The 26,306-nt window shown below is 40.1% G+C and carries 21 protein-coding genes; 18 read left to right on the forward strand and 3 right to left on the reverse strand.

Annotated features, from left to right (window positions below):
• Positions 1 to 284: 284 nt before the first annotated feature.
• The 4 genes from M3204_RS21430 (at position 285) to M3204_RS21445 (ending at position 6,277) form a co-directional block, all read left to right on the forward strand.
• Positions 285 to 971, forward strand: coding sequence for an SGNH/GDSL hydrolase family protein (locus M3204_RS21430; RefSeq protein WP_251487590.1), 687 nt, complete (start codon positions 285 to 287; stop codon positions 969 to 971).
• A gap of 344 nt (positions 972 to 1,315) precedes the next feature.
• Entirely contained in the window at positions 1,316 to 4,531 is a 3,216-nt protein-coding gene (locus M3204_RS21435; RefSeq protein WP_251487592.1) for a M36 family metallopeptidase, read from the forward strand.
• A gap of 192 nt (positions 4,532 to 4,723) precedes the next feature.
• Complete coding sequence (locus M3204_RS21440; RefSeq protein ID WP_353056059.1) at positions 4,724 to 4,828, forward strand: SDR family oxidoreductase; 105 nt, start codon at positions 4,724 to 4,726, stop codon at positions 4,826 to 4,828.
• Positions 4,829 to 5,167: 339 nt separating this feature from the next.
• Positions 5,168 to 6,277 (forward strand): flavin monoamine oxidase family protein, encoded by a 1,110-nt coding sequence (locus tag M3204_RS21445; protein ID WP_251487608.1) that lies wholly within the window; start codon positions 5,168 to 5,170, stop codon positions 6,275 to 6,277.
• Positions 6,278 to 6,598: 321 nt separating this feature from the next.
• On the opposite strand, the gene M3204_RS23925 is transcribed toward M3204_RS21445, so the two are convergent.
• Positions 6,599 to 6,820, reverse strand: a complete 222-nt coding sequence (locus M3204_RS23925; RefSeq protein WP_353056060.1) for a cupin domain-containing protein — start codon at positions 6,818 to 6,820, stop codon at positions 6,599 to 6,601.
• A gap of 384 nt (positions 6,821 to 7,204) precedes the next feature.
• Here M3204_RS23925 and M3204_RS21450 point away from each other — a divergent pair, with 384 nt between their 5' ends.
• The 9 genes from M3204_RS21450 to M3204_RS21490 all read left to right on the forward strand — a co-directional run bounded on the left by M3204_RS21450 (position 7,205) and on the right by M3204_RS21490 (position 16,421).
• Positions 7,205 to 8,407: an ROK family transcriptional regulator gene (locus tag M3204_RS21450; RefSeq protein WP_251487611.1), complete on the forward strand. Its 1,203-nt coding sequence runs from the start codon at positions 7,205 to 7,207 to the stop codon at positions 8,405 to 8,407.
• Positions 8,408 to 8,474: 67 nt separating this feature from the next.
• Positions 8,475 to 9,740 carry an ABC transporter substrate-binding protein gene (locus M3204_RS21455; RefSeq protein ID WP_251487614.1) on the forward strand — a complete coding sequence of 422 codons (1,266 nt, stop codon included), beginning with the start codon at positions 8,475 to 8,477 and terminating at the stop codon, positions 9,738 to 9,740.
• 67 nt (positions 9,741 to 9,807) lie between these two features.
• On the forward strand, positions 9,808 to 10,743 hold the full coding sequence (locus tag M3204_RS21460; protein WP_251487616.1) for a carbohydrate ABC transporter permease: 936 nt from the start codon (positions 9,808 to 9,810) through the stop codon (positions 10,741 to 10,743).
• Positions 10,744 to 10,767: 24 nt separating this feature from the next.
• Positions 10,768 to 11,598 carry a carbohydrate ABC transporter permease gene (locus tag M3204_RS21465; RefSeq protein ID WP_251487618.1) on the forward strand — a complete coding sequence of 277 codons (831 nt, stop codon included), beginning with the start codon at positions 10,768 to 10,770 and terminating at the stop codon, positions 11,596 to 11,598.
• 21 nt (positions 11,599 to 11,619) lie between these two features.
• Positions 11,620 to 12,630, forward strand: a complete 1,011-nt coding sequence (locus M3204_RS21470; protein ID WP_251487620.1) for a Gfo/Idh/MocA family protein — start codon at positions 11,620 to 11,622, stop codon at positions 12,628 to 12,630.
• Complete coding sequence (locus M3204_RS21475) at positions 12,627 to 13,604, forward strand: Gfo/Idh/MocA family protein (RefSeq protein WP_251487623.1); 978 nt, start codon at positions 12,627 to 12,629, stop codon at positions 13,602 to 13,604. The genes M3204_RS21470 and M3204_RS21475 overlap by 4 nt, the downstream gene beginning before the upstream one ends.
• A gap of 4 nt (positions 13,605 to 13,608) precedes the next feature.
• Positions 13,609 to 14,607, forward strand: a complete 999-nt coding sequence (locus M3204_RS21480; protein ID WP_251487626.1) for a Gfo/Idh/MocA family protein — start codon at positions 13,609 to 13,611, stop codon at positions 14,605 to 14,607.
• Positions 14,591 to 15,427, forward strand: a complete 837-nt coding sequence (locus M3204_RS21485) for a sugar phosphate isomerase/epimerase family protein (protein ID WP_251487629.1) — start codon at positions 14,591 to 14,593, stop codon at positions 15,425 to 15,427. Before M3204_RS21480 ends, M3204_RS21485 begins: the two co-directional genes overlap by 17 nt.
• A 10-nt stretch (positions 15,428 to 15,437) precedes the next feature.
• Positions 15,438 to 16,421, forward strand: coding sequence for an ROK family protein (locus M3204_RS21490; RefSeq protein WP_251487632.1), 984 nt, complete (start codon positions 15,438 to 15,440; stop codon positions 16,419 to 16,421).
• 655 nt (positions 16,422 to 17,076) lie between these two features.
• Here the strand turns inward: M3204_RS21490 and M3204_RS21495 are convergent.
• Complete coding sequence (locus tag M3204_RS21495; RefSeq protein ID WP_251487635.1) at positions 17,077 to 17,565, reverse strand: helix-turn-helix domain-containing protein; 489 nt, start codon at positions 17,563 to 17,565, stop codon at positions 17,077 to 17,079.
• Positions 17,566 to 17,712: 147 nt separating this feature from the next.
• On the opposite strand from M3204_RS21495, the gene M3204_RS21500 reads away from it, so the two are divergent.
• The 4 genes from M3204_RS21500 to M3204_RS21515 all read left to right on the forward strand — a co-directional run bounded on the left by M3204_RS21500 (position 17,713) and on the right by M3204_RS21515 (position 22,296).
• Positions 17,713 to 18,999, forward strand: a complete 1,287-nt coding sequence (locus tag M3204_RS21500; protein WP_251487668.1) for an MFS transporter — start codon at positions 17,713 to 17,715, stop codon at positions 18,997 to 18,999.
• 57 nt (positions 19,000 to 19,056) lie between these two features.
• On the forward strand, positions 19,057 to 20,031 hold the full coding sequence (locus tag M3204_RS21505) for an ornithine cyclodeaminase family protein (RefSeq protein ID WP_251487638.1): 975 nt from the start codon (positions 19,057 to 19,059) through the stop codon (positions 20,029 to 20,031).
• A 639-nt stretch (positions 20,032 to 20,670) separates the two neighbouring features.
• Positions 20,671 to 21,549 carry a PIN domain-containing protein gene (locus M3204_RS21510; protein WP_251487642.1) on the forward strand — a complete coding sequence of 293 codons (879 nt, stop codon included), beginning with the start codon at positions 20,671 to 20,673 and terminating at the stop codon, positions 21,547 to 21,549.
• 282 nt (positions 21,550 to 21,831) lie between these two features.
• Positions 21,832 to 22,296: a hypothetical protein gene (locus tag M3204_RS21515; protein ID WP_251487645.1), complete on the forward strand. Its 465-nt coding sequence runs from the start codon at positions 21,832 to 21,834 to the stop codon at positions 22,294 to 22,296.
• Positions 22,297 to 22,696: 400 nt separating this feature from the next.
• On the opposite strand, the gene M3204_RS21520 is transcribed toward M3204_RS21515, so the two are convergent.
• Positions 22,697 to 23,542, reverse strand: a complete 846-nt coding sequence (locus M3204_RS21520) for a hypothetical protein (protein ID WP_251487647.1) — start codon at positions 23,540 to 23,542, stop codon at positions 22,697 to 22,699.
• A gap of 337 nt (positions 23,543 to 23,879) precedes the next feature.
• On the opposite strand from M3204_RS21520, the gene M3204_RS23930 reads away from it, so the two are divergent.
• Complete coding sequence (locus tag M3204_RS23930; protein WP_251487650.1) at positions 23,880 to 25,664, forward strand: AIPR family protein; 1,785 nt, start codon at positions 23,880 to 23,882, stop codon at positions 25,662 to 25,664.
• The last annotated feature ends 642 nt before the right edge of the window (positions 25,665 to 26,306 follow it).

A 26,306-nucleotide genomic window follows, 5' to 3' on the forward strand; every position in this document is an offset into this window, starting at 1 on the left:
TTTTCACAAACAGTGCTGAATTACCTGGAGAGACAAAACTTTATTAATAATGAATAAGGGGTAGGTTACAATGCCGATGATTGATAGGGAAAAGTAGTTATGGGGACAAGAGGACCGTTACTTGTGTCCTTACAAACCCAGTGAAAGGATCTAAAAGAAATATGAGATTATTATACATTTTCGGCAGTATCATCATGGTTCCTTTCTTGCCATTTTTATATTTTCAAGGAAAAAGGGTCAGAGCAAGTACGCCTCGGTTACCAGAAGCGAAGGGGAATACAGGCATGGTGAATCATAAAGGTGATCAAGAGTTTCGGGTTATTTTTCTGGGGGAGAGTTCGATTGCCGGTGTGGGGGTTAATCATCATGAGGAAGGGTTCGCGGGTGTGTTCGCAAAAGAATTAGCAGAAAAAACGAATGCGACGGTCCATTGGGAAGTGTATGCAAAAAGCGGCTATACGCTAAAAAAGATCAGAGAAAAGATTGTTCCGGTGATTCCAAACAATAAAGTGGATTTGGTAGTGATCGGCCTTGGAGCCAATGATGCCTTTACACTAAATAACCCGTGGTCCTGGCAAAAGCAATCAGAGTACCTAGTTACAGATTTGAGATCGAAGTTTGAGGATGTGCCCATCGTGTTTGCCAATATGCCGCCGATCAAAGACTTTCCGGCATTTCCATTCTTAATCAGAGTTTTCATCGGGAATTTGGTCGATATATTGGGGAATGAATTGTTGACTACGGTCTCAAAGTTCAATGGAGTTCATTACAATGAAAAGAAAATCCGGCTAAGAGATTGGCGAACCAGAATGAACCTGAAAGCAGAGGATTTTTTCAGTGACGGGGTACATCCATCAAAGCTTACATACGGTTTATGGGCTAGTGAACTATCTACATTTGCATGGGAGAAAGTAGCCCTGAGGGAAAAGCTGGGGGATAGAGGAACCGTTCCGGTCACCCAGGAGAAATAAATGTCATTTAGGTTAAGGACCTGGGGGCTGTTCCATTGCATCCTGAAATGATAAATCATTTCACATCAAGGTTTTGAGGTTCCGTGAATATGCAATTTAATTCAAGGGCCGAACAGTTGAGATAAGCTATCAGCTTATCTCTTTTTTTATCTCCACGGAACAAGTAAATTCTTGTGACATGAGAACAGTCACCGCGTCCCATCCACAAGTCCTATTCTCTATAGTGTCTTAGTAGTATTTTAATGACCTATAGTATGTATTTTGCCCTTGCAGCGGAGGTAAAAGGAATGAGGCTAACGTATTCTTTCCTTGAAACAAGATTTTCCAAGGAGGGTTTAGCGTAGATGAAAAAACGAAAGCTCATGACGGCTGTATGTTCGACGCTGCTTGCTGGCCAGGTTTTGTTAACAAGCGGAATTCATGCTGATCAGGTAACAGGGCCTGTGACCGCAGAGGGAATCCATGAGGATCATGAGTCTCATCTGTATGATGTCCGAAATGTTGTAAACAGTGTTCTGCCGACCCAGAAACAGCTTGCTGCCGCTAACACACTCGTACAATCAGTGGGAGCAGGAACGAAGATTAAGTGGAACACCCTGTTTGGTACCCCATCGACCATTATCAAGGAACAGGGATATTTATCCGCTCCTTCTAATGAAAGCGCCGAGACAATTGCACGCAACTGGTTAAAGCAAAATGCGGCGCTATTTGGGCTTCAATCCTCAGACATCGACTCATTTGTCGTAAGTAAAAATTTCGAAATGCCGGGAACAGGGCTGCGTCCAGTCACCCTGCAGCAAACATTTGATGGCATTGAGTCGGCTTACGGAGGACGAGTGATCATCGCGGTAAACAAAGATGGCCAAATCCTGTCCGCAGCAGGAAATCTAAGCCGTGCAACAGGTTTAATCGCAGATTTTCAGCTTTCAGAAGCAGATGCTTTATACAAAGCTGTTGAGTTAAAATTGCCAGACGTAAGCTTTGTTCCAAAGCTGTTAAGTACTGAAAAAGGCTGGTCAGTTTTTGCCGGAGGAGATGTGCTGCCGGCTGAGCAGCGTGTAAAGAAAGCAACTTTTATCAACGAGGATGGTGTCCGGCCAGCTTACCGAGTACTTTTCATCAAGGAGCTGAATGAAGGCTTTGAGATGGTGATCGATGCAGCGAATGGCAAGCTTTTATACCAACGTTCCCTCGTTGAAACTCTATTAGAAACTGAAGGGCTCATTTTTGAGAACTACCCTGGTGCACCGGCCGGCGGAACTCAGGTTGTGAAGTCGTTTAAAGGAGATCCAAAGGCGTCACCAAAAGGCTGGCTTATTCCGGGAACAAGCTTGGGATTGACGACATTTGGAAACAACGCCAACTCGTATGCGAACTGGAGCAACTTTTTAGTCCCGGCCGATCAGGCTGTTCGTCCTCTTGCGTTAGACGGCGATTTTAGCTACTTATTTAAAAACGCGTGGCAAAAAACAAACGGGCAAACGACACCGCCATCCTATGCAGAGGATTTAAACAGTGCTGCGACGAACTTGTTCTATCATCATAATCTATTCCACGACTATTTCTACAACCTTGGATGGACAGAAGCAGCCGGGAACCTTCAGCTTTCAAACTACGGAAAAGGCGGAATGGACGGGGATGCAATCTTAGGTCTTGTCCAGGCAGGAGCGCTGTCAGGCGGTGCGCCAACGTATACAGGACGCGATAACGCCTACATGCTGACGCTTCCTGACGGGATTCCGGCGTGGAGCGGAATGTTCCTTTGGGAGCCAATCCCAGGGGCATTTGAAGGACAATATGCAGATGGTGATTTTGATGCTGGGATTATTTATCATGAATATGCCCATGCATTGACGAATCGTTTCGTAGCAGGCGGAGAAGCACTCGGCAGCCACCAGTCAGGTTCAATGGGCGAAGGCTGGGGAGACTTCTTTGGAATGCACTACTTGGCGAAAAAAGGCCTTCAGGAAAAGCCAGTTGTGGGAGCCTATGTGACTGGGAATGCTGAACGAGGCATCCGCAGTTATTCACTTGATGAGGCTCCTTACAACTATGGAGATATTGGATATGATGTTGGAGGGCCTGAGGTTCACTCTGACGGCGACATTTGGGCAGCTATTTTATGGCATGTAAGAGACACATTGATTGATAGCATTGGGAAAGCGGAAGCAGAATCTGTCATCGAGCATCTTGTTATGGATGCCATGCCAATCTCTGTTCCGAATCCATCGATGGAAGACATGAGAACGGCGATACTTGCCGCTGATTTTGAACGATACGATGGAAAGCACTATGATGCTTTATGGACTGCATTCGCACAGCGCGGGTTAGGAGCAAATGCATTATCTAAAGGCGGAGACGATACAGACCCAGTTCCAGGATTCAACCATCCAGATGGACAGCGCAATGGCCAGTTGATTGGAAAGGTGGTTAACGCTGCTACAAATAAACCGATCCAGGATGCACGAATCATCATTGGTGAGTTCGAAGCAAGAACAAGTCCACTTGCGGTATCGGGCCAAAAGGGAGACTTCGGGGCATATATTGTAGAAGGAATCTATGACATTACGATTCAGGCAAAAGGTTTTGGATCGAGGACCATTCGTGATGTAGCCATCAAGGCAGGGGAGAAGAACCGATTGACGTTTACAATTGGACCAAACGTCGCCTCATCCTTTAACGGAGCTTCGATTTCCAGTGTATCCGGATCATCAGACAGCAACCCCATTAAGTTTGCGATTGACGACACAGAAGCAAGTGTATTTGCCTCAAATACGCAAGAAAATGGGTTCCTTGGCGCGAACTTCATCGTTGACCTTGCAGGAGATAAACCAGTGGAAATTTCCCATGTTCAAGTGAGTGCCATGAAGGACATTTCTGGATCACGATTTGCCACACTGAAAAACTTCAGTCTGCAGACGTCAATTGACGGGGAAAACTTCACAACCGTCTGGAAAGGGAAGTTTGAAGCTGGAAAGCCAAGGCCAACGGTAGCTGACCTTCATTACCAGGGGATTGATCTTCCACAACCAGTAGAGGCAAAATATCTTAAATTTATCGCGCATGATGCGCAGGACAATACCAAAGGCTTTGTTCAAGTAGCTGAGGTGCAAGCCTTCTCTGAGCAAAAATCAAAGATTGAACCGCTTAAACTAGAACCAGAAGCACCGTTTGTTTCGGATGGCACCGTGCAGGCAGGCAACGCAGGAACAGGAATTGGAAGTCTGGCAGGTGTACCAGCGACACTAGCCGTCACAGAGAATGAGTTCGTGACTACGCAAAACCCAGAGCCAGCATCCCAAGGTGTAGATGGATATGTTGTTACCCTTCCAGAGCAATATGGCGATGGGATCCATAACTTCACACTAAAAGGAAGCAATGATGGATCATATGACTATGATGTCTACTTCTACAACAAAAACTTTGAGCTGATTGGAAGTGTCGCCACATCCGGGGCTAACGAAGCAGGAGTCATTCCAGGCGGCACACGCTATGTGTATGTAGGATTATATTCAGGAGCAAATGTACCGTTTACGTTTACAGCTACGAGTCCTTATTAGAGAATCTCGGAAAAGAGCCTTAGGGCTCTTTTTTCTGTTAATAGAAAGTATTTCTGAGAATGCCAGTTTAAAGATGGAAGAAGTTCTTTTGGATTGTGGAAAGTATTTTAAATAACAGTTTGTGGGATTGAGGAAGAACGCCACTGCATGTTTCGCCGCCTAAATGGGACATGAGAACCGTCCCTACAACCAATCGATGTAGCTGAGACAATTTTATATTTAGCGAGTGATAAAGCTTCCTTCTTAACAGGAGTGGTATTACCTGTAGACGGCGGAGTGACAGCTAGGCTGAGATAATTTGCGTTATCGCACCATCTCCATTATTCTATTGATACAACTAAGCTGTTTTGCTTAAAATACAGCTGCTTATGTTTTTTAGTCTAAGCCCTTATCCAAACAGATAGGGGCTTAGATTTACTTTATCTATTAAACTGTTGTTTCTATAATTGAGTTTATAAATCTTTTGATGGAGAGTTGATGTATGACAAAAACAACGACACCATGCGACTAATTTTGGAGGCAGGTCAGCATCTTATATAAGAACGCGGTTAATTGAGAAGTGAGTGGCACAAAAAGGAAGACGTCTGTCATAAGTGCTTTTATACATCTTACCCACAATCAGAAGGAGGAAAGAATGTGAGCAATCCTGTAGTCATTGTTGGTGCTGGTTTAAGTGGCCTTCGGGCTGCGTCTCTACTTAGTGAACAGGGGGTCCAATGTCTGGTTCTAGAAGCCAGAGATAGAATTGGCGGCAGGGTCTTGAGCACTTCTGCGCCAGACAGACCTGAACTGGGCAAATTTGATCTTGGGCCGACATGGTTCTGGCCCCAATACGAGAGCACTATTACCAATCTTGTTAAAGAACTGAATTTAGAAACTTTCGTTCAGTACAACAAAGGGGTAATGCTTGCAGAGCGTTCCCCAAACCAAGCACCCGAGCGTTATGTGATGCCAGAAAATTCGGGTGACAAGTCGATGCGTATCATAGGAGGCGTGCAATCTCTTATTGATGCAGTAGCAGATACTATTCCTTCGGGGGTAATCGAGCTAAATACGAGAGTTACAGCAATTCGACTTGATGAAGCCGGTGCGATCATGGTTGAAGCAGACCTAGCCGATGGTAAGAGAAAAAAAGTACTGGCAAGTGCTGTAATCCTAGCATTACCGCCTCGCATTGTGGCACGTCATATTGAATTCTCTCCTTCTCTCCCTCCCAATATAATTAATGATCTTGTAAGTAAACCGACATGGATGGCAGGACAGGCCAAGGCAGTTGCAATCTATGATCGTCCCTTTTGGAGGGAATCAGGCCTCTCTGGATTCGCAACAAGCTGGGTTGGACCCTTACAAGAAATCCATGATGCTTCTCCTGAAACAGGATCTGGTGCCTTATTTGGTTTCTTCGGAATGCCAGCAAAAAAGCGCCGAGAACTGGGAGAAGATATGGTTCTGAAATTGGTCATTGATCAATTGGTTAAACTCTTTGGAAACTCCGCCCAAAACGTAAAGGCTATCCTATACAAGGATTGGTCAAGTGACTTCAATACGGCTGTTGAGGAAGATTTAGATCCGCTTAGAGATTTTCCAAGATATGGTCAACCACCCAAAGCAGGGATATGGGGAAAGAATATTATTTTTGCTGGTACAGAGACTGACTCACAATATGGCGGACATCTTGAAGGTGCACTCCTATCAGCAGAACGGGCAGTTTTTAAAATCACGAATATAAATAACAAGCCATTATGACAAGATATCTTTAATGAATATCGAATGTAAAAGAATTTTAAAGTAACGAGTGCTGTGATCATGGAAGTATTAACGGTTTTTCTAGAACTTGTTATAAAACAAACGGGGCAGCCTTCCTGTAATTAACTAAAGTTGAAGAGGATTATGTTGAATAAGCTTGTTTATATCTTAGATGCGAAAATAACATATATTAAAAAGTGGCGTGTCAAAACTGGTGTCAGTTTACACGCCATTTTCATTGTCTTTTATAAGAAATGCAGCATAAATCGGAACGGTTTTCTTACTCTTTTTACATTGGACACATAACTGTCCCTGTGTTACTTACCTAGAAGAAACAACTAAGAATCGAATAGTCTGGTCAGTATGGTTATACCAGTAATGTGTTTCACTTGCTGAAAAGAACCAGGATTCTCCTTGTTGGAGTTCGATTATTTTTGTGCCTATTTGGAGTGTTAAGGTTCCTTCTATTACATATACAAATTCATGTCCGCTATGGGCAAAGGGTTGTCCGTCACTTTGGTTTGCTGGAAGAGTGATGAGTATTGGGTGAAAGCCGCCTTGTTCAGTGTCACAATAGTATCGGTATTATAGATAAGAGCTGGCAGAAGCAATTCCCATATATATGCACGATGAGCAGTTAACACCGCTCATCGTGCTTTTTTGCGCTGAATTTCTAATTGTCCGCTTTAAGACCCGTTCCATCGTCTATTAACTAAATATTAAATATTTTAAAAATATTCTAAAAGTTATTGCATGTTTTATTGGTATCCTTTATTATTTAAGAAAGTTAGTAAAGTCAGTGGAGAAAGTAAGTGTGAATAATCATTAATAATGGATATTAAATCCAAAAAGGTGCTTAATATGCGTGTACTTATTATGTCGATTGGAAAAAGAGATTTAAAGCTTAGTAGGTAGAGGAGTCATTAAATGAGAAAAACTGGAGATTTAAAATTAATTCAGGAACTCAACCAAAGTATTATCTTGGATATTATTAGAAAGTCCGGCCCAATATCAAGAAGCGATATTGCCAAGAAGACAAAGCTTAGTCCAACAACTGTAGCTTCTGCTGTTAATGATTTAATTAATGATGGTATGGTCATGGACGGTGAGGCTGGACAGTCGAGCGGGGGCAGAAGGCCAATCCTGGTGAATTTTGTACCGGATAGTAAGTATATCATCGGTGTATCGATCACAAACACGAATATAATGATTGCAAATTTGAACCTTGATGCTGAGGTTAAGGAGAAAAAACAATTTCCCATTGAATTATATGGCCAGAATGATTTGGTCGACTTTACCGCTGCAACCATTGAGTCATATATACAGGGATTATCTGATATAGAGAATTGTATTGGAATTTCTATAATTGTCCCTGGTATTGTCGATGCCGTTAGAGGCTTGATAAGGTTTAATTCTAAATTGCAGCTGCATGATGTAAAACTGAGGGATATCATTCAGGAAAAGACAGGTATCAAAACATGGCTGGATAATGATGCAAATGCTATTGCCCTGGCAGAAAAGCAATTTGGGGATTATCGCGACCGTGATAACATCATTTATATACAGCTTGGAGAGGGTGTTGGATCAGGAATTGTACTGAACAATAATCTGTTCCGAGGTCGGAATGGGGGGGCCGGAGAATTTGGCCACATTAGTATTAATAGAAGTGGAACTAAGTGCGACTGTGGGAATTTAGGTTGTTTGGAAAACTATGTAAGTTGGCCAGCTATATACTCTAAGGTGTTAACTGCAATCACCAGAGGAAAGCGAACGATGATTATGGAACTGGCCAACCATGATGTTAGAAAAATTGACCAGCGAATCTTTTTCTCGGCTCTGCAGGAGAACGATCCCCTAGCAAAGTCAATAGCGGATGAAACCGCCTCCTATTTTGCTACTGGCCTGGTCACATTAGTACACTTATTTAATCCCGAAATCATATTGATTGGCTGGGATACTCTATACGGTAACACTGAATTCGTTTCATTTATCAGGGAGGAAGTAAAAAAATATACATTTGATTTATTTACAGATGACCTGGAGATCGAGCTTACCACTCTTGGTGAGGACTATCAGTTAATGGGGGCAGCTGCCATAGCGCTTCAGGACATATTTGACTTTTCCATTTAAGGTTAAATGAAAGCGGTATCAATTAATTGAAATAGATACAATTTTTATAAAATAAGGGGGTATACATGTGAAATACTGGTTAACGATGTTGATGGTTTCTATGCTTTTCGTATTATCGGCTTGTAGTGGGGAAGAAAAAGTTGCAAAAGAAGGAGAAGAAACAGGGGGCAATTCAAAAGAACAGACTATTACTTTTCTTCAACCAGGCTTGGATCAACCAAACCAGAAGGAGCCGGTTGAAAAGATGATAAAGAGATTTGAAGAAGAAAACCCCGGCATCAAAGTTGAGCTTCAATCAGTTGGATGGGGTGAAGCATATCAAAAGCTTGTAACTGGATTCAGCAGCGGAGAATCCCCGGATGTGTTCTATGCAGGTACCCGATGGATGCCAGCATTTGCGCAAATGGGAGGAATCATGCCCCTCGATGAATATGCAGAAGATAAAATGAAGGAGTACCATGATGGGCTTCAGGAGAATGTTAAATTTCAAGATAAGATTTATGCTATTCCACGTGCTTTTTCAGCAAGATCACTTATTTACCGTTCCGATTTAATAGAAGAACCTCCTACTACTTGGGATGAACTGGTGGAAACGGCTAAAAAGGTTCAAAGCGAAAATAAAGGCATGTATGGTTTAGGAATCGCCGGAGCCAAGCATGTATCAACGACCGATCAATACTTCAACTATTTATTCCAAAATAACGGGGAAGTTTTCAATGCTAAGGGAGAAGTTGTCCTGGATTCTCCAGAGGCAATTGAAGCACTTACTTTTTATCGTGATCTTTATACTAAGCATAAAGTTGTCCCTAATCCTATTGAGTACAATCGCGAACAATTGCCAATTCTGTTTAAAGAAGGAAAAATAGCTATGTTTGTTATTGGTCCATGGGCGAAATCCATGATGGGATTGGAGCCTGATAATGATAGTACTCCTTTTAAGACTGCCTTATTGCCGAAAGGAGAGAAGATGGCTAACGTCCTTGTCTCCGATTCGTTAATGGTATCTGCTAAGACAGAGAATCCTGAGGCTGCCTGGAAGCTCATTGAGTTCATGACTTCTGCAGAAGAACAGTTAGCCTATGATAAGGAGCATGGACTAGTACCGATTCAGAAGGCCGAGGCTGAAGATCCTTTCTTCAATGAGGATCCGTACTTTTCGACTTTTGTAGAGATGGTTCAATACGGAGAACCGCAGCCTAAGCCGACTGCTTGGGAGCCTTTCCAGGATATTATTTCTGAAGCTGTACAGAAAGCAATGAATAATGAAGATCCAAAAAAAGCATTAAAAGAGGCAGTTAAGGAAATTAAAGATCAAAAACTTGAACCAAAATAACAGTTGAGGAAGAAAAGGCAGTTTAACTGCCTTTTCTCATCATCTTTTCCTAAGGAGGAATTAAAGGTTGGAACTTCAAGTTGCCAAACAAAAACAACCTAGCTTAAGGAAGAAACCAAGATTAACTCTCTCGCCAGAAAAATCACCTTTCCTCTATTTACTTCCCCTTGCGATATTTATGGGGATTATGGTTGTATACCCTGTCGGGAGAGTTATCTATCTATCATTCACTCAGAATTTATTGACACGACCTGACCTTGGGATTCAGTTTATTGGCGTTGAAAACTATATCACCCTATTTACCAGCACTGAGTTCTGGAGTACTGTCTTGCGAACAACGGTATGGACCTTATTATCGGTTGGGGGGAAAATCTTTATTGGTTTTAGTATCGCCTGGCTGCTTTCGAAGAATATAGGCTTCAAAAAGCTTTATATGCTCTTGTTGATGATCCCATGGGTAACGCCGATGGTCGTGGCAGCAGTCGCCTGGCGCTGGCTTTATGATGGTCAATTTGGGATGATCAACTACATTTTGACACAAGTCAACATTATTCAAGAACCTATAATATGGCTTGGAAATAAACAGTCAGCCTTTATTGCCACTGCAGTGACAGATATATGGATTGGGGTTCCATTCATGGCTATGATGTTCCTTGCTGGGCTCCAGTCAATTCCTGTTGAGTTACAGGAATCGGCTAACATGGATGGTGCTAATGAATTACAGCAACTGTTTTTAATTGTTTTACCGGTCATTAAGCCTATTGTTCTGGTTGCTACGACTCTATCAGCCATTTGGACGTTTAACTCTTTCGGGGTTATTTGGCCTTTGACGAGAGGAGGCCCAGTAGATGCTACCCAAACCTTAATCGTCGAAGCATATAAGAGATCCTTTGGTTCTTTTGATATGGGGATGGGAGCGGCAATTGCTGTAGTCATTTTTTTGATCCTGCTCTTTTTCACGGTACTGTATAAGCGGTTATTAATGAAGCAAGAAGAAATGTAATCTGTATGAAAGGATGAAAAGTTTATGAGTAAAACCTTCAGGAATTTTCCCATACACTTGACGCTTATTCTAATCTTTTCGTTCATGTTATTTCCTATTTTCGTCATGTTGTCTACTTCTTTACAAACATATGAGAATATTTTCAACTGGCCGCCGGAGTGGTTCCCGGCTGAACCTCAATGGGGAAATTACATTAACGTCTGGTTCGGGGAGTACCAGTTTAAAACACCCTTCTTTAATAGTTTAATAGTGGCCACACTGACAGCCATTATTACTATTATTATAGCCTTTCCAGCTTCATATGCATTAAGCAGGTTCCACTTTGCCGGCAGGAATAGCATGTTGTTCTTTGTATTGGTTACTCAGATGTTCTCACCAGTTGTATTAATTGTAGGGTTATACCAATTGGCCCAGTCGTATAGCCTGCTCAATACCTTGGCGGGACTGGTCATTACAAATTGTGCCTTTACTTTGCCAATGGCTGTCTGGCTGCTTCATGGCTATTTGAAGAATATCCCGGTTACTTTGGAACAGGCAGCATTTGTTGATGGCTGTTCAAGGATAAAAGGGGTTTTCAAGATCGTAATGCCCCTCGCAGCACCGGGTATCGCCATGTCAGCCATTTATGCGTTCATTATGGCTTGGAATGATTTATTGATCCCTTTAATATTTATTTCGAAATCTTCTCTGAGACCCGTCAGCCTTGCATTAACCGATTTTGCCGGGCAAAACGTAATTTATTGGCATGAAATGATGGCAGCCAGCATTTTAACTACCCTTCCGATCGCGGTAATGTTTAGCTTTGTCCAGAAGTATTTCATAAAAGGATTTATGGCTGGTTCTATCAAGGAATAAAATTTAAGGAGTTGTTACTCTATGAACTATGTACTTATCGTAGGTGCGGGGACAATGGGGACTGTCCATGCACATTCCTATTTAAATATGGACGGCGTGCAACTAGCAGGAATTGTGGATATACGGGCTGATGCTGCTAAACAGCTAGGACAGCAAACTGGCACAAGAGTGTTTCCTACAATGGAAGAGGCGATGGAAGCTTTGCCGGAAATAGATGTAATTGATATTTGCCTGCCCACTTATCTTCACCTCGAATTTGTAAAGAAGGCAGCCCAATTTGTGAAAAATGTGATTTGTGAGAAACCCTTGGCGAGGAGTATAGACGAGGCTAAGGAGATGATTGAATTTTGTAAGGAAAAAGGTATTAAATTATTCGTTGGGCACGTTGTACGCTTTTTCCCGGAATATGTAAAGGCAAAGCAAATAATTGAAGACGGAGGTATTGGAAGACCGGGTGTGATAAGAACTTCAAGAGGAGGAGGATTCCCGGCCGGTTGGGAAAATTGGTACGAAAGCCGTGAAAAGAGCGGCGGGCTTGTCCTGGATTTATTAATTCATGATTTTGACTATCTACGCTGGTGCTTTGGTGAAGTGGAGCGAGTTTATGCACGGGGCATAAAAGGCAGGGAGAAATTGGACTACACTCTTGTCACTCTTAAGTTTAAGAATGGTGTTATTGCCCACCTGGAGGGAACCTGGGCTCATCAAGGGTTTTCTTCGAGTTTCGAATTTGCTGGTGAAAAGGGAATTGTTGATTATGACAGTAAGAAGGCAGTGCCAGTTCATTTGGTCCGACACGTTGATTCATCTATTCAAACAGCGGGTGTTACTGTTCCGGAGAGCCCATTAAAAGAGAATCCGTATTTTCAGGAACTACAACATTTTATTCACTGTATGAATTCGGGACAAGATCCGATTGTTACTTGCGATGATGGGCTTAAAGCTCTGGAAATTGCCTTGGCGGCCCAGGAAGCTATGGATACAAATAAGCCAGTCTTTTTGAAGTCTGTAAAGGAGGAACTGACAAAATGAAATTAGCGATTATCAGTTTTGCTCACATGCATGCTTTCAGCTATGCAAAAGCTATCCAAAGCTATCCAGGCGCAAAATTAGCAGGAATTTATGATGATGATCCAAACCGGGGAGAGAGAGCGGCAGAGGATTTCAACACTCAATATTACGAAAGTTTAGATGTATTGCTGAGTACGGATATTGATGCAGTCATTATAACCTCTGAAAATAGTATGCATAAGGTACATACTGTAGCAGCTGCCAGAGCGGGGAAGCATGTATTATGTGAAAAACCTCTAGCGACGAATATTGAAGATTCACTTGAAATGATTAGGACTTGTAAAGAGAACAATATCATTCTCCAGACAGCTTTCCCCGTACGGTTCTCGTCGCCTGTTTTAAGAGCAAAGACAATCATAGATTCAGGGGAGCTGGGCGAAGTTTTAGCGATCAAGGGAACAAATCGGGGAACCAATCCTGGTGGATGGTTCATCCAGCCAGAGTTTTCTGGGGGCGGTGCGGTTATTGACCACACTGTTCATGTGGTGGATATCATGCGATGGTTTTTAAAGTCAGAGGTAAAAGAAGTCTATGCGGAAGTAGATAATCGATTTGTAAGTGAAAAAATTGATGACTGTGGTATTTTGTCAATGGAATTTGATAATGGAACAATTGCTACTCTTGATTGCAGCTGGTCCAGAAATCCATCGTTCCCAACATGGGGGGATGTAACTTTAGAAATAGTTGGAACAAAAGGGACGTTATCAGTAGATGCTTTTGCTCAAAAAATAGATGTCTTTAACGAGCGAGGCCATAAATACCATTATTGGGGTGATGAAATGGACGCAGGATTGATGGGAGATTTTATTGAGTCTATAAAAGAAGAAAGAATTCCATCCATTAGCGGACTGGATGGATTAAAAGCTTTGGAGGTTGCATTGGCAGCATACAAATCATCTCGGCAAAAAGAACCTATTCAACTAAGCCAAGTTTAAGGAGTTGAAAAGATTGCTGACGATCGGGCTGTTAGGAGCAGGAAATATTGCTGAGCGCCACGCAAAGGCATTTAGCAAACTTTCTGATGTTCGTGTGAAGACGGTGGTGGATATTGATGCAGTTAAAGCAAGAAATATAGCCAATATCCTGCAAGCAGAGGTTGCGACTGAATTGGATAAGGTACTGGAGGATCAGGAAATCGATGCTATTGATATCTGTTTTCCAACTTTCCTGCATAAAGAAACCGTTATAAAAGCAGCAAAGGGTAAAAAACATATTCTCTGCGAAAAACCAATCGCTTTATCTATTGATGATGCAATTGAAATGTACAGGGTTTGCAAAGAACATAAAGTGAAGTTAATGATCGCGCAAGTTTGTCGCTTCATGCCTCCCTATATAAGGATGAAGAATCTGATATCAGATGGGACTATAGGGGAGATTCACTCAATTCGGATGACGAGAGCAGTGGACTACCCTGTTCATAATGGATATTCATGGTACCAAGATATTAATAAAAGTGGTGGCCCATTTCTGGATTTCATTATTCATGATTTTGATTTTCTTGCTTGGTCTTTTGGAAAACCAACTGTAGTTTCCAGTCATCAAATTCATTCGAACAGCATGCAGGGGATTTTTGTTCATTTAAAGTATGAGTATGGACCATTTGTCAGGCTGGAGGGAATATGGTCTAGTAAAGGAAATAAACACCTCCATCAAAGAATTGAAGTGGATGGACAGCATGGCAGTGCCGTTTTTGATAGTAAAGGAAAGTATCCTTTTTCTGTTAGTTCTTTAAATGACTATACAGAACTACTGAAGGAGGAGCCTGAAGTGGATCCGTTTTATGAAGAGCTGAAACATTTTGTGGATTCTATCCTAAATAATACAGAAGTATTGATTAAAGAGTCAGAGGTGCTCACAGCCTTAGAAACTGCGCTGGCTGCGCGAGAACGAGCAGGTCTAAATATTGAAACGAGGTCTGGATATGCGAAAAGGAATTAACGCATGGTGTTTTCCGAATGAAATGGACTTGATTGAGATTTTAGGGCAAGCAAAAATGCTTCATTTTGAAGGGGTAGAAATTAATCTTTCGACAGCACCAAATGCTGGTTTAAGACTGGATCAGCTTGATGAAGACCTTCCTGTAATAAAAAAGGCCGCAGAGGAATTCCAGATAGCAATCCCTTCGATTTCAACAGACTTATTGTGGAAATATCCGCTTACAGATCCAGATCCCACAATTCGAAAGAAAGGGATTGACATCGTAAAGCAAATGCTAAAGGCGGCGAAATACCTTGATTCGAAAACCATTCTCGTCGTTCCGGGTGTTGTGACAGGGGAAGCTTCCTATGAGACGGTATACTACAGAGCGATTGAAGCTGTTAAGCTGCTAGCAGAAGATGCGGAAAGATTACAAGTGAATATAGGAATAGAGAATGTTTGGAATAAGTTTCTACTGAGTCCACTCGAAATGGCTGCCTTCATAGACGAAGTTTCCAATCCATGGGTGGGATCTTATTTCGATGTTGGCAATGTTATTAATTTTGGCTATCCAGAACAGTGGATCCGCATACTTTCCCATAGGATCATTTCTATCCACGTTAAAGATTTTAAAAAAACAGTAGGGAATCTGGAAGGGTTTGTTCCCCTCCTTTCTGGTGATGTGGATTGGAACAAAATCAACACAGCGTTGCGTGACATAAACTATAAGGGATACATCATTCCAGAAATTTCGCCGCATCAAGTCCATCCCGATTTGTTACTAAAACAGATATCTGAAACGGTGGATTCATTATTCGATTTTTCAGTTGTAAATAGGTAGAAGGGAGGGGATGAGTATCCAAAAAGATTTATCGATAGGAGTCGACTTAGGAGGTACAAAAATCCTTACAGTCCTTATTAATCAGAATGGGGATATTATAGGCCGTGCAGAAATGGAAACAAAGCCTATGGAAGGTGAAACAGCGGTCTTTCGGCGAATTCTTCACTCGATAAATAAAGTTCTAATTGAAACTTCCATCCAAAAGGCTCGACTTAGAGGGATTGGAGTTGCATCGGCTGGTATAATCGATTCAAATGAAAAAACAGTGCTGGAGGCAGGGAATCTAGGTTGGAAAAACGTCCCTATCGGGAAACTTCTTGAGGACCACTTGAGTATTCCTGTTGCACTATCTAATGATGCAAATGCAGCTGCTGTAGGTGAATGGTTATGGGGAAGTGGAAAGGGTCACAATCATTTAATTTATATTACAGTAAGTACTGGGGTTGGGTCAGGGATCATAAGTAATGGGAAACTGGTCAATGGTGTAGACGATAGTGCAGGTGAGTTTGGGCATATTTCCATCGATTATAATGGTCAACGCTGTTCTTGCGGAAACCGGGGCTGCCTTGAAAACCTTATTTCTGGAACGGCTATCGCAAATGCAGCAAAATATAGGTTATCACAGGGAGAGGAAAGCCATTATTTGAGGGGAATTAATCAAACGAAGATTACAGCCAAAGTAGTAGGAGAAGCTGCGCTCGCAGGTGATTCTTTTTCAAGGGAAATATTAAAGGAAGCTGGTTTTTTTCTGGGTGTAGGTGTCACTAATCTTATTCACCTGTTCAATCCTGATGTGATTGTTTTTGGGGGCAGCGTTATGAATGTATCAGAGTTTATCCTTCCTCAGGTAATGCAAACAGTTAGGGAGCGAGGAATAAAATCCCTAACAAAAACAATAAAAATGGAAAAGTCCAATCTGGGAGGCAACGCTGGAGTAATGGGAGCGGCAGGCCTTTTATTACTGCAAGACCCGAGAGTGAAAATTTCAGTTTAGTTGGTGGAAGCCTGAAGTCCTTGCTGTCGGTTATAGATCAATCGTTTGATTAAATTGTTTTTTACTTTATCGATGGTTTAAGTCATATGCCGAGTGTCAGGTCCGAATCGATGAAAGACAAAAGACCCTACAGTATTCTTGCTTGAGTGCTGAAGGGTCTTTTTTTGCTGCTGTATCATTTGGTTAATGGCACCGTCCAAAAGTATAAGAGCCGGATTAAATTGAAAGTAATAATATTGAGGAGATGACCCTCCCTCTGTCTCAATAAGAGAGTATTGGTATCTGATATTATTTCTGTTTAGAGAAGTGTTCCATGTTTAACTTCTAAATTACAGAGGCAATACGGAATGTAAAATGATGAGAGCAACTTGGCTTTTCGTTGCTCAACCTTCCGACGGGAAAACGGGAAGGTTCTAATACGTGTGAAAAGTTAGAATGTGGTAATTCGTGGGAAAAATAACAGTCCCTCTGTTTCTAATTTTTTCTGTAGATGCAATTCAAATCTTCCTTGTTTGCTAATCTTACTCTGTTGTTTCTGCATCGTCGGATCCAATTAATCATTGATAGAAGCAGCGTAATGCTAGATTCACTCCACCTTCTTCTATTTCGACTCCGGATGGGACAAGAACCATCTCTGTGTTTCCTGTCTTACTTCTTACCTTGACGACACAACTAAAAACCGAATCGTCTGATCTGTATGGTTATACCAGTAATGCGTTTCGCTGGCTGAAAAGAACCAGGATTCTCCTTGTTGGAGTTCGATCATCTTTACACCTATTTGTAGTGTCAATGTTCCTTCTATTACATAGACAAATTCATGTCCGCTGTGTGCAAAGGGTTGTCCATCGCTTTGGTTTGCTGGAAGAGTGACTAATATAGGATGAAAATCTGGATTCGGGACTTGCTGTGTCAGGTCTTTATAATGAAATGAAGGTTCACTTATAGGCTCATTGTTATTTGAGAAGAAAATACTTGGATTGACGCCTAGAACTTCAGAAATTTTTCGTAGTGATTCTAGTGTGACGCTGGACTTTCCGCGTTCGACTTGTGATAGAAAGCTGATGGATACACCGGCTCCTTCTGAAAGTTCTTTCAAGGTCATTTTTTTCTCTTTACGAATTTCTTTAAGTCGTACACCAATCATAAAACTACCACCTTCCTATTTACCATTTTTATCTTGGAAGAAGATTGTGTCAAATTGAGCAAAGTTGACAGAATATTAACCATTATCTTAATATTTAATTGAAGTGACACTTCAATTTTAAAAGGGGAGGAAGAGAAAATGCAACAGTTGGATAAAAAAACGACTAGGCGTGTATTGATTGCCAGCCTTGTTGGTAGTTCTATTGAATGGTTTGACTATTTCTTGTATGGAACAATGGCCGCACTTGTATTTAACCAATTATTCTTTGTCAACGAGGATCCAACAGTAGGCTTGCTTTTAGCGTATGCATCGTTTGCACTTTCGTTTTTTATTCGGCCATTTGGAGGAATTATTTTTAGTCATATCGGGGATCGAATCGGCCGGAAAAAAACACTTGTTTTAACATTGAGCTTGATGGGTGCTGCGACATTCGCGATGGGGATTCTGCCTACATATCAAGCGATTGGTGTGGCTGCACCGATCATTTTAATTACGCTTCGTCTCATCCAGGGGCTTGGAATCGGAGGGGAATGGGGAGGAGCTCTGTTGCTTGCAACTGAGTATGCTCCGCCAGAACGCAGAGGATTCTTTGGTTCTATTCCGCAAATGGGTGTGACGATCGGAATGGTGATGGGTACACTCGCTCTTTGGCTCATGAGCTTATTGCCAGAGCAGCAATTCATGACTTGGGGATGGCGCGTACCATTCATCTTTAGTGCATTACTTGTAGTCTTTGGTTTATGGATCCGTAAAGGAATCGACGAGACACCTGAATTCAAGAAAGTTAAGGAAAGTGGTGAGATTCCAAAGCTGCCAATCGCCGATACACTTCGTTATTACTGGAAAGAAGTGCTGATCACAATCGGTGCGAAAGTGGTGGAGACAGCTCCATTCTATATTTTCAGCACGTTCATTGTTTCGTATGCGACAAGCACTCTAGGATTTAGCCGCTCCGCTGTGTTAGGCGCTGTCATGATTTCAACCGTCATTACGACCATCCTTATTCCAATCATGGGAAGTTTATCTGACCGAGTGGGCCGTAAGAAAATGTATATAGCCGGCACATTAGCAATGATGGCTTTCGCTTTCCCATATTTCTGGATGATTCATCAAGGCAGTGTGCTAATGTTGGTTTTGGCGACGATTATCGGTTTGGGAATTATTTGGGCCCCGATTACGGCTGTACTTGGAACCATGTTCTCCGAAATCTTTGATGCCAAGGTTCGTTATACTGGTGTCTCACTAGGTTATCAAATCGGTGCCGCAGTCGCTGGTGGTACAGCGCCTCTTGTTGCCACAGCGTTACTCGCATCATTCGATAATTCCTACGTCCCAGTTGCACTCTACATCATGTTTACTGCTGCGGTGTCACTGATTGCCATCTGGGCAGTGAAAAGCCGCGTTGAACACAAACAAACTACGATTGCAAGTTAACCATTACTCGGCCAGATGTTTTTGGCCGAGTTTTTACATAGGAAGGGGAAATTCTATATGCTTATTCTAAACGAACAACTCATTCAATCGATTTATAAAATCGAAGATGCCATTCGAGATGTTGAAGCCATGTTAGTGGCCATTCATCAAGGGCGTGTTGAAAATCCTCATCGGACGGTATTGAATGTCCCTGAACGCAACGGATCTGTTCTCTATATGCCAAGTTCAGATGGAACGTCGATGGCAGCGACCAAAATTGTCTCGATTTTTCCTGATAACAGCTCAGCGAATCTTCCGACCACACAAGGAGCTATTTTACTCACAGAACTACAAACAGGAAAACATATAAGCCTACTGTCCGCTTCTTATCTGACACGATTGAGAACCGGCGCATTAAGTGCCATATCAGCCCGCAACCTCGCCAGGCCAGACAGCCAAGTGCTGACCGTCATTGGTACAGGCGGAATGGCGTTTGAGCAAGTACTAGGAATCGTGAACGTGCTGCCGATTCAAGACATCTATTTAATCAATCGTACCATCGATAAGACATACACATTCAGCGAAAAGCTAAAAGAAGCGGGTATTACCGCTAAGATACATACCGGTGTCGACCGGAACGAAGCCATCGCCCAGTCTGACGTTATTTGCTGTGCGACCCGATCAACCGAAGAAGTGTTTGATGCCGAGTATGTAAAAGCAGGGACCCATATTATCGGTGTGGGTAGTTATTTACCCGAAATGCGGGAAATACCGTTAGGAGCGATTGAAAGAGCAACATTGATATATGCAGATGATTATGAAGGGATGAAAGCGGAAGCCGGAGAATTCACCGATGCAGTGCAACGAGGGAGATGGTCGTTTGATCGGCTTTCTGGGACATTGGTGGAACTTCATGTGAATCGGGTCGAACGTGGAGTTGAGGATATTACTATTTTTAAATCGGTTGGGGCGGCTCATTTTGATTTGGCTGTGGCGAAGGGGGTTTTTGAGAAGGCAAAGGAGATGAATGAAGGGGGGGCGATTTTTTTGTAGGGGTGGTGGTACTGGGGGTGAACCCAATGTACCAATAATTTTTACATACTTTTAACTTACCTGATAATCAACCACACTAATTCTTTAAAAAATAAAACTACAAAGCCACACTAAATTTCTTATATTTTATGGGCCATGAGAACTCCGTCCCCATGTCTCTCGAGCTTGCAAGGAAAGATTATACCTTGCGTATGAGTGTGGCAAGAAAAAGTTATGTGGGAATGGCTAATGGAGGATAAGCATCTATTGTGGTTGATATTTGCGGATTTAGATTATGGTTTATATTTACTGAACTGCACAAAGCTAATTTACTCTATCGCCTCTCCAAAGGATTATAATGAAGAGCTCAAAAAATCCGTGAAAGGTTAGGGGCAGACAGTCTGTCTACCTTTGAAACATCTCCTGCAAGGCCGAAGGGGATGCATTACAAGACATATCTTTACGCACTGGCGTAATTTTACGCGCTTAACTGAAGCTTCATTCGGGATGATGGTTAATAGTTTTTAGTAGGGATTTTCTCTACTTGAGTGTACGTGTTGATAAACTGTTTATGACGAGTAGCAATACTCGTTTTTAAATTTTCTAAAAGGAAAATAAGTATTTTTATAGAAATACATTATTGAAAGGGGATGCATTTTCTTGAAATATGTAATCATAGATACATCAATTTGGATTTACTTAGCGGAGGATCTTTATTCAGGTGCGTTAGAGCAATTAGAAGACTTGGTTAAGAAGGGTAAGGCTCAAATCCTTGTTCCTGAACAGGTGAAAAATGAATGGGTTAATGGAAAAGCTGATATAGTAAGAGCTCATATGAAAGAGAGACTTAAAGGGACACTGACAAACGCTAAACATCTAAAGGAATATTTGACTGCCAGTGAAAAAGCTTTATTATCAGCTTTGATAAAAAGCGTATCAGATAAAAAGGATCAATATGGAGAAGAGAGGGCAAACAAAAATATTGGAGTGGTGGAAAGGTTAATCGAATCTGCCACAATCTGTCCGACTACTGACCAAAATAAGGTGGATGCTGCTGAGATGGCATTGGCTAAGAAAGCGCCATTCCAGAATAAAAATCAAATTGGCGATGCTTTAATCGTATTAAGTGGTGTTCAGTATTTAAAAGATAACAATATTGTTGGAGAGGCTTATTTTATAACAGGCAACTTTCATGATTATGGAGAAAAGGGCAATCAGAAGCACGTTCATCCCGATTTGAAACATTTATTTGATTCAGTTAGGCTTGAATACTCGATAAACGTAAAAGAGGTATTTAAGCATATCGATTCCATGATGGTTTCGAGGGAAGAGCTTGAAGAAGCGGATGAGGTTACAAATGAAATCATTCATCGCGATTCCTCTCCCTATTATCGTTCGTTAGAAACTCCCAATTGCAGTGTGTGTGGTCAATCTATGAATGGAATCTATGCTCCATCTCCTTATGGTGGTTGGACCTGGCAATGGATTTGCCGTTACGGTCACGGCAGGATAGATACAGGCGAATACTGGGATTATTAAGCATCCGTTTGAACTGCACCCCAATTGTTAGACACAACCTTTTTGATAGCGATGGACAACAACAATGGAATTTATGTGATAAAGAATTAGCTTGATATAGATAAAATGATTGAAGGGTCTATTCCCATACTTTTCTCCTTTCCGAGTATAAATACAATTTTTTGATAAGTGAATTACGTACAGGTACAATGAAAGTTTCAAAAAGACAAGTAACTTACATCTCAATGTACTATCTCGGCTGCTGTCAAAAATTTAACAATAAAAATCAAAGGAGTGTTATTGATGGATTGGACCTCATTAATTGTAGGCACAATATTTGGCGCAATAATAGGCTTTTTGCTTAACTGGATCTTTCATTTGCGAAATAAAGAAGAAAAATGGGATACCGACTATTTTGATGACAAGCAAATCTTAAACAGATTTCTCGGGAAAGTGGCATTTGAATTAGACCTGATAATTGAACAGTTGAAGGAGCACGAAAAGCAATCTGTAAGAGGGTTAATGACGATGGAGAGGAACCAATTCCTCTATTTACGTAGGCTTCTGAATGAAGAACCTATTACTTACACTTTCGGTGATGAAAACTTGACCGAGGACGATTTAGAGCCAGTTTTAGAAGCGAATGATGTTATTAATAGAGTAAAATCAGTAATTGAGAAAGGCGATTATAATAAAGTGAATTTAATAAAATTACGCTCCGAAATTACTCAAACAAGATTAAAGGTCCTTAAAATGCCTCGGAATTAAAAAATGGAGCGGCAATTAAAAGCACTCCCTCTATAAATATTGATATATCAACGGTTTGACCCGTTGGTGGGATGTCAAAAAAAAATACTTTTCGACATACGTAGACATGGGGACGGTTCCGGCGTCTCGGGAATTGAAAAAATATAACCATGTAATATCTAGCAAAGTTCAATGGAGGAAAGTTTTTATTTCTCCATTCTTACATTTGAAATGACTTTATTCAACATCTTTTTTGTCGTGAGGGCATGGAATCAAACAGAATACTCAGGGTTCTTCTCTAACTATTTCGGTTCACGAATGAGACGAGAGAACCGTCACTGTGTCTCTCAAAAAAGATCAGAGAAACTATTTGGAGACGATTCCAGTGCCCAGAAGCAAAGGGTACGTCCCTTTGCTTCCTCTATGCAGTTTCTTTAAAAATATCCTCTAACTCTTGTAAAGATTGCACTCTATTACGAGTTACTTGATTGACAGCCTTCTCCAAATTATTCACATTGAAATGACAATTCCTGAATAGTACCCAGACAATGGAGAACTTGCTTTTAATATTTTTTCCTAATTGAGATTTAAATTTAACTCTAATGAAAATCTGTTCATAGTACATCGCGATTTGCAAAAACAGTAATAAAGGTAAGTGCAAAAGTAACAATAACTCCAAAAACATCTTTTCCCAAAAAACTATGCTTTTAACATCATCAATATTTACAAAAAAGTTTCTAAATGCAAAAACGACAACTAATAAAAAGATAATACCTAAAACCCAATTTAAAGGGTTTTTAACGGATCGATATTCAGGTTTAATTTCAGCGAAAGTAACCAATAAAACTAACATTGTAACTACAAACACTAAAATTAACTCAACAAAAAGATTAAATGTATATTCGTTAATAATAAAAATCGGAACGATACTGAATTTTACAAGGCCGAAAGCCATTTCAAAAACATTGACACTTTTGTATTTACTGGACACTTTAAAAATCATTGGAAACAAGCCGAAAAGAATTAATTTAACATAATCCTTTATTAGTTCCCAACCTACCACTATCTTAAATTCATATAAGAGATAAAAGAGTCCAACTATATAAACAAATGTAAGTATCATAATAGGGTGATTTGCCAATCTTTTGAATGATTCAAGAAGTCCTGTGAAATATTTCTCATCGCCCTTTTTCGTTAATGTGTAAAAAGCATAACTTATAAAGATTCCCATCCAAATTAGAATTGCAACTTCCCTTGTATTAAACAAGTTACCACTCCTCCAAAATAACTCACTTCTATATTTTACCACATCTTATTGATCGGTAATTTTCTTTTATTCTCAGTGAAAGTTAACAAAAAATTGGGGAAGCATTAATCACGAATCTTATGCTTCTGTTAAGTAAATAGCTAAATATCTTTTCACTGAGCTAATTCTATGGGTAAAAAAGGAGAGTGATCCGAAATCAAGACTAGGTTTTATTCTCCTTATTTTCATTAAGATAGTAAAATTAGAAATAAAAAGGAAAATAGCAAAGAATGTCGAATTTTAAAGAAGATGATTACTTTTATTGAATTATGACTAGAGAATATAGGAGTTGTAAAAAGTGGGAAAGAAGTTAGACAATTCTCAGCTTATTTCAAGTGAGTTAATTAAAAAGAGTTTTGAAGAAAATCTATCAGAACAAGAGAAAAAGATACTTAATGAAAATGGTCAGTATAATAAAAAACTTCATGAATTCTTTGAATTTTTCTCCGCGGATTTAATTTTGAAGTCTTATGATTTAAGTGATGAGGAACTAGAAAAAGGTGTAATTGGTAATGGTAATGATGGTGGCTGTGATGGATTGTTTTTGTTTGTTAATGACGAGTTGATTCTAGATGACACTCCACTTGAGAATATTAAAAAGAACCCCACTTTAGATTTATATATAATTCAATCTAAATTTGAAACATCCTTCCGTGAAAATGCCTTCGATAAATGGAAAAGTGTAGTCGACAATCTATTTTCATTAGACACATTTAAAAACACAAACTTTTCTAAAAGGTATAATAATGATTTATTAGAATCTTTCGAGAGGTTCCATAATACCTTCTTAAACCTAATAACTAAATCACCCAAAGTGAATTTCAAGTTCGTTTATGTGTCACTAGGAAATGAAATTCATATAAATGTTAAACAACAAGCTGAAGAAGTAAAATTAAAATTAAAAAGGCTGTATCCAAGTCCTAATACAAATGTTATGGTGGACTTCATTGATGCTCAAGCAATACTGGCATTATATGATGCTCCATCGAAAATTGACTTTGTATTACACATTTCGGAATCGCCAATTATTGTTACTGAAGAAAAAGAGTATATTGTTTTGGCGGATTTAAATCAATACTTTAACTTCATTACTAATGAAAGTGAAAAATTAATAAAACATATTTTTGAAGCAAATGTAAGGGACTATCAAGGTAAAACAACTGTTAATAAAGAAATAGCAGAAACCTTAGGGAAAATGAACTTTGAAGAAGATTTTTGGTGGTTAAATAACGGTATTACAATGCTTGCCACTAAAATTGATCAAAAATCCACGAAATTGTTTGAAATAAAAAACCCTGAAATTGTAAATGGATTGCAAACATCAACCGAAATTTATAATTATTTTACTATGAAAAATGAAGTAAAAGGATTGGAAAAGGAAACACGAAAAGTCCTTATACGGATTATTGTTCCTAATAATGATGCTTCTAGGGATAATATTATATTAGCAACAAACAGTCAAACAACTATTCCTAAGGCTATTTTGAGAGGAACAGATAGTATTCACAGAGAGATTGAAAACTATTTAAAAACCAAGGATTTATTTTATGATCGAAGAAAGAATTTTTATAAGAATGAGGGAAAACCAAAAGAAAAAATTATAAGTATACCTTTTCTTGCTCAATGTTTGATATCTATTCTTTTAAAGAAACCTAACTATGCTAGGGCACGACCTTCAACATTATTAAATGATGAAGAAACGTATAAGTATTTATATATCAATAATAAAATTTTGAATAGTTATTATAAAGCTGCACTAATTGGAAAGAGAGTTAAGCAAACGATCAACAGTCTTGGTATATATACTGTTAGTGAGCAATCTGATATTTCTTTTTACGTCATGTATGTTTGCTCTGCTAAGATTATTCAATCTAAAGATATTTCTCCCGAACAATTAGGACATATAAATATTAACGATTTTTCAGAAGAAAATATCAAGGTTAGTGCAAACTATGTATATGATAAATACAAGACCCTTGGTGGAAATAACAAAGTTGCCAAGGGCACCAAATTAATTGATGACATATTAGAAGAAGATTTTGTTATTCATCCATTCCAATCGGATATTTCACATACTAGATAGAATATAAAGTTTTGAAATAGTAGTAGTTGATTTGTATAAAGCTAGACTGCCACTTCACTGGATGTGGGTGGATTTTTGTTAGCTATTTGGTAAACAATATGGTAACTGGATGACGGTTCTTCTGTTTCTTGAAATTACACATTTTAACAATTTGTGAAACACCAGAACCGTCCCAGTGTTTCACATCGAATCTAAATAGTTTTGTGCTTAGACGTAGCTTAACAAAAGAAGCAGAGGGTTCTTTTCAAGTCCCTTTGCTTCTTTGATGTTTTGTTATATAAACATTTGTTGCATAAAAGAGTTTTTCTGAAGCTCTAAATGTTGAATTTTTTTAATTTCCCCATCAATTTTTTTATCAATTTTATTTATGCGACAAGGGGACGGTTCTGGCGTCTCGTGAATTGTAAGAATCCATGTAATCTAGGCACAGTCTGATAAGAACTCTGTCTAACGGCAGGACTCAACCAAGATTAATTACGGTTTTTCTTAACTATTTCGGATCTCGAATGAGACATGAGAACCGTGGTCAAGCCCCCAAATAGTAGAGTCTTAAATGAAACATATTGATTTTACTGAAGGGAATTGCTCCCTGGTTTAATCATTTAAACTTGATCGTTCAGCTTAAACACTTGACATGGAGCC

This window comes from Mesobacillus subterraneus (genome assembly GCF_023715485.1).
Lineage (GTDB): Bacteria > Bacillota > Bacilli > Bacillales > Cytobacillaceae > Mesobacillus > Mesobacillus subterraneus_B.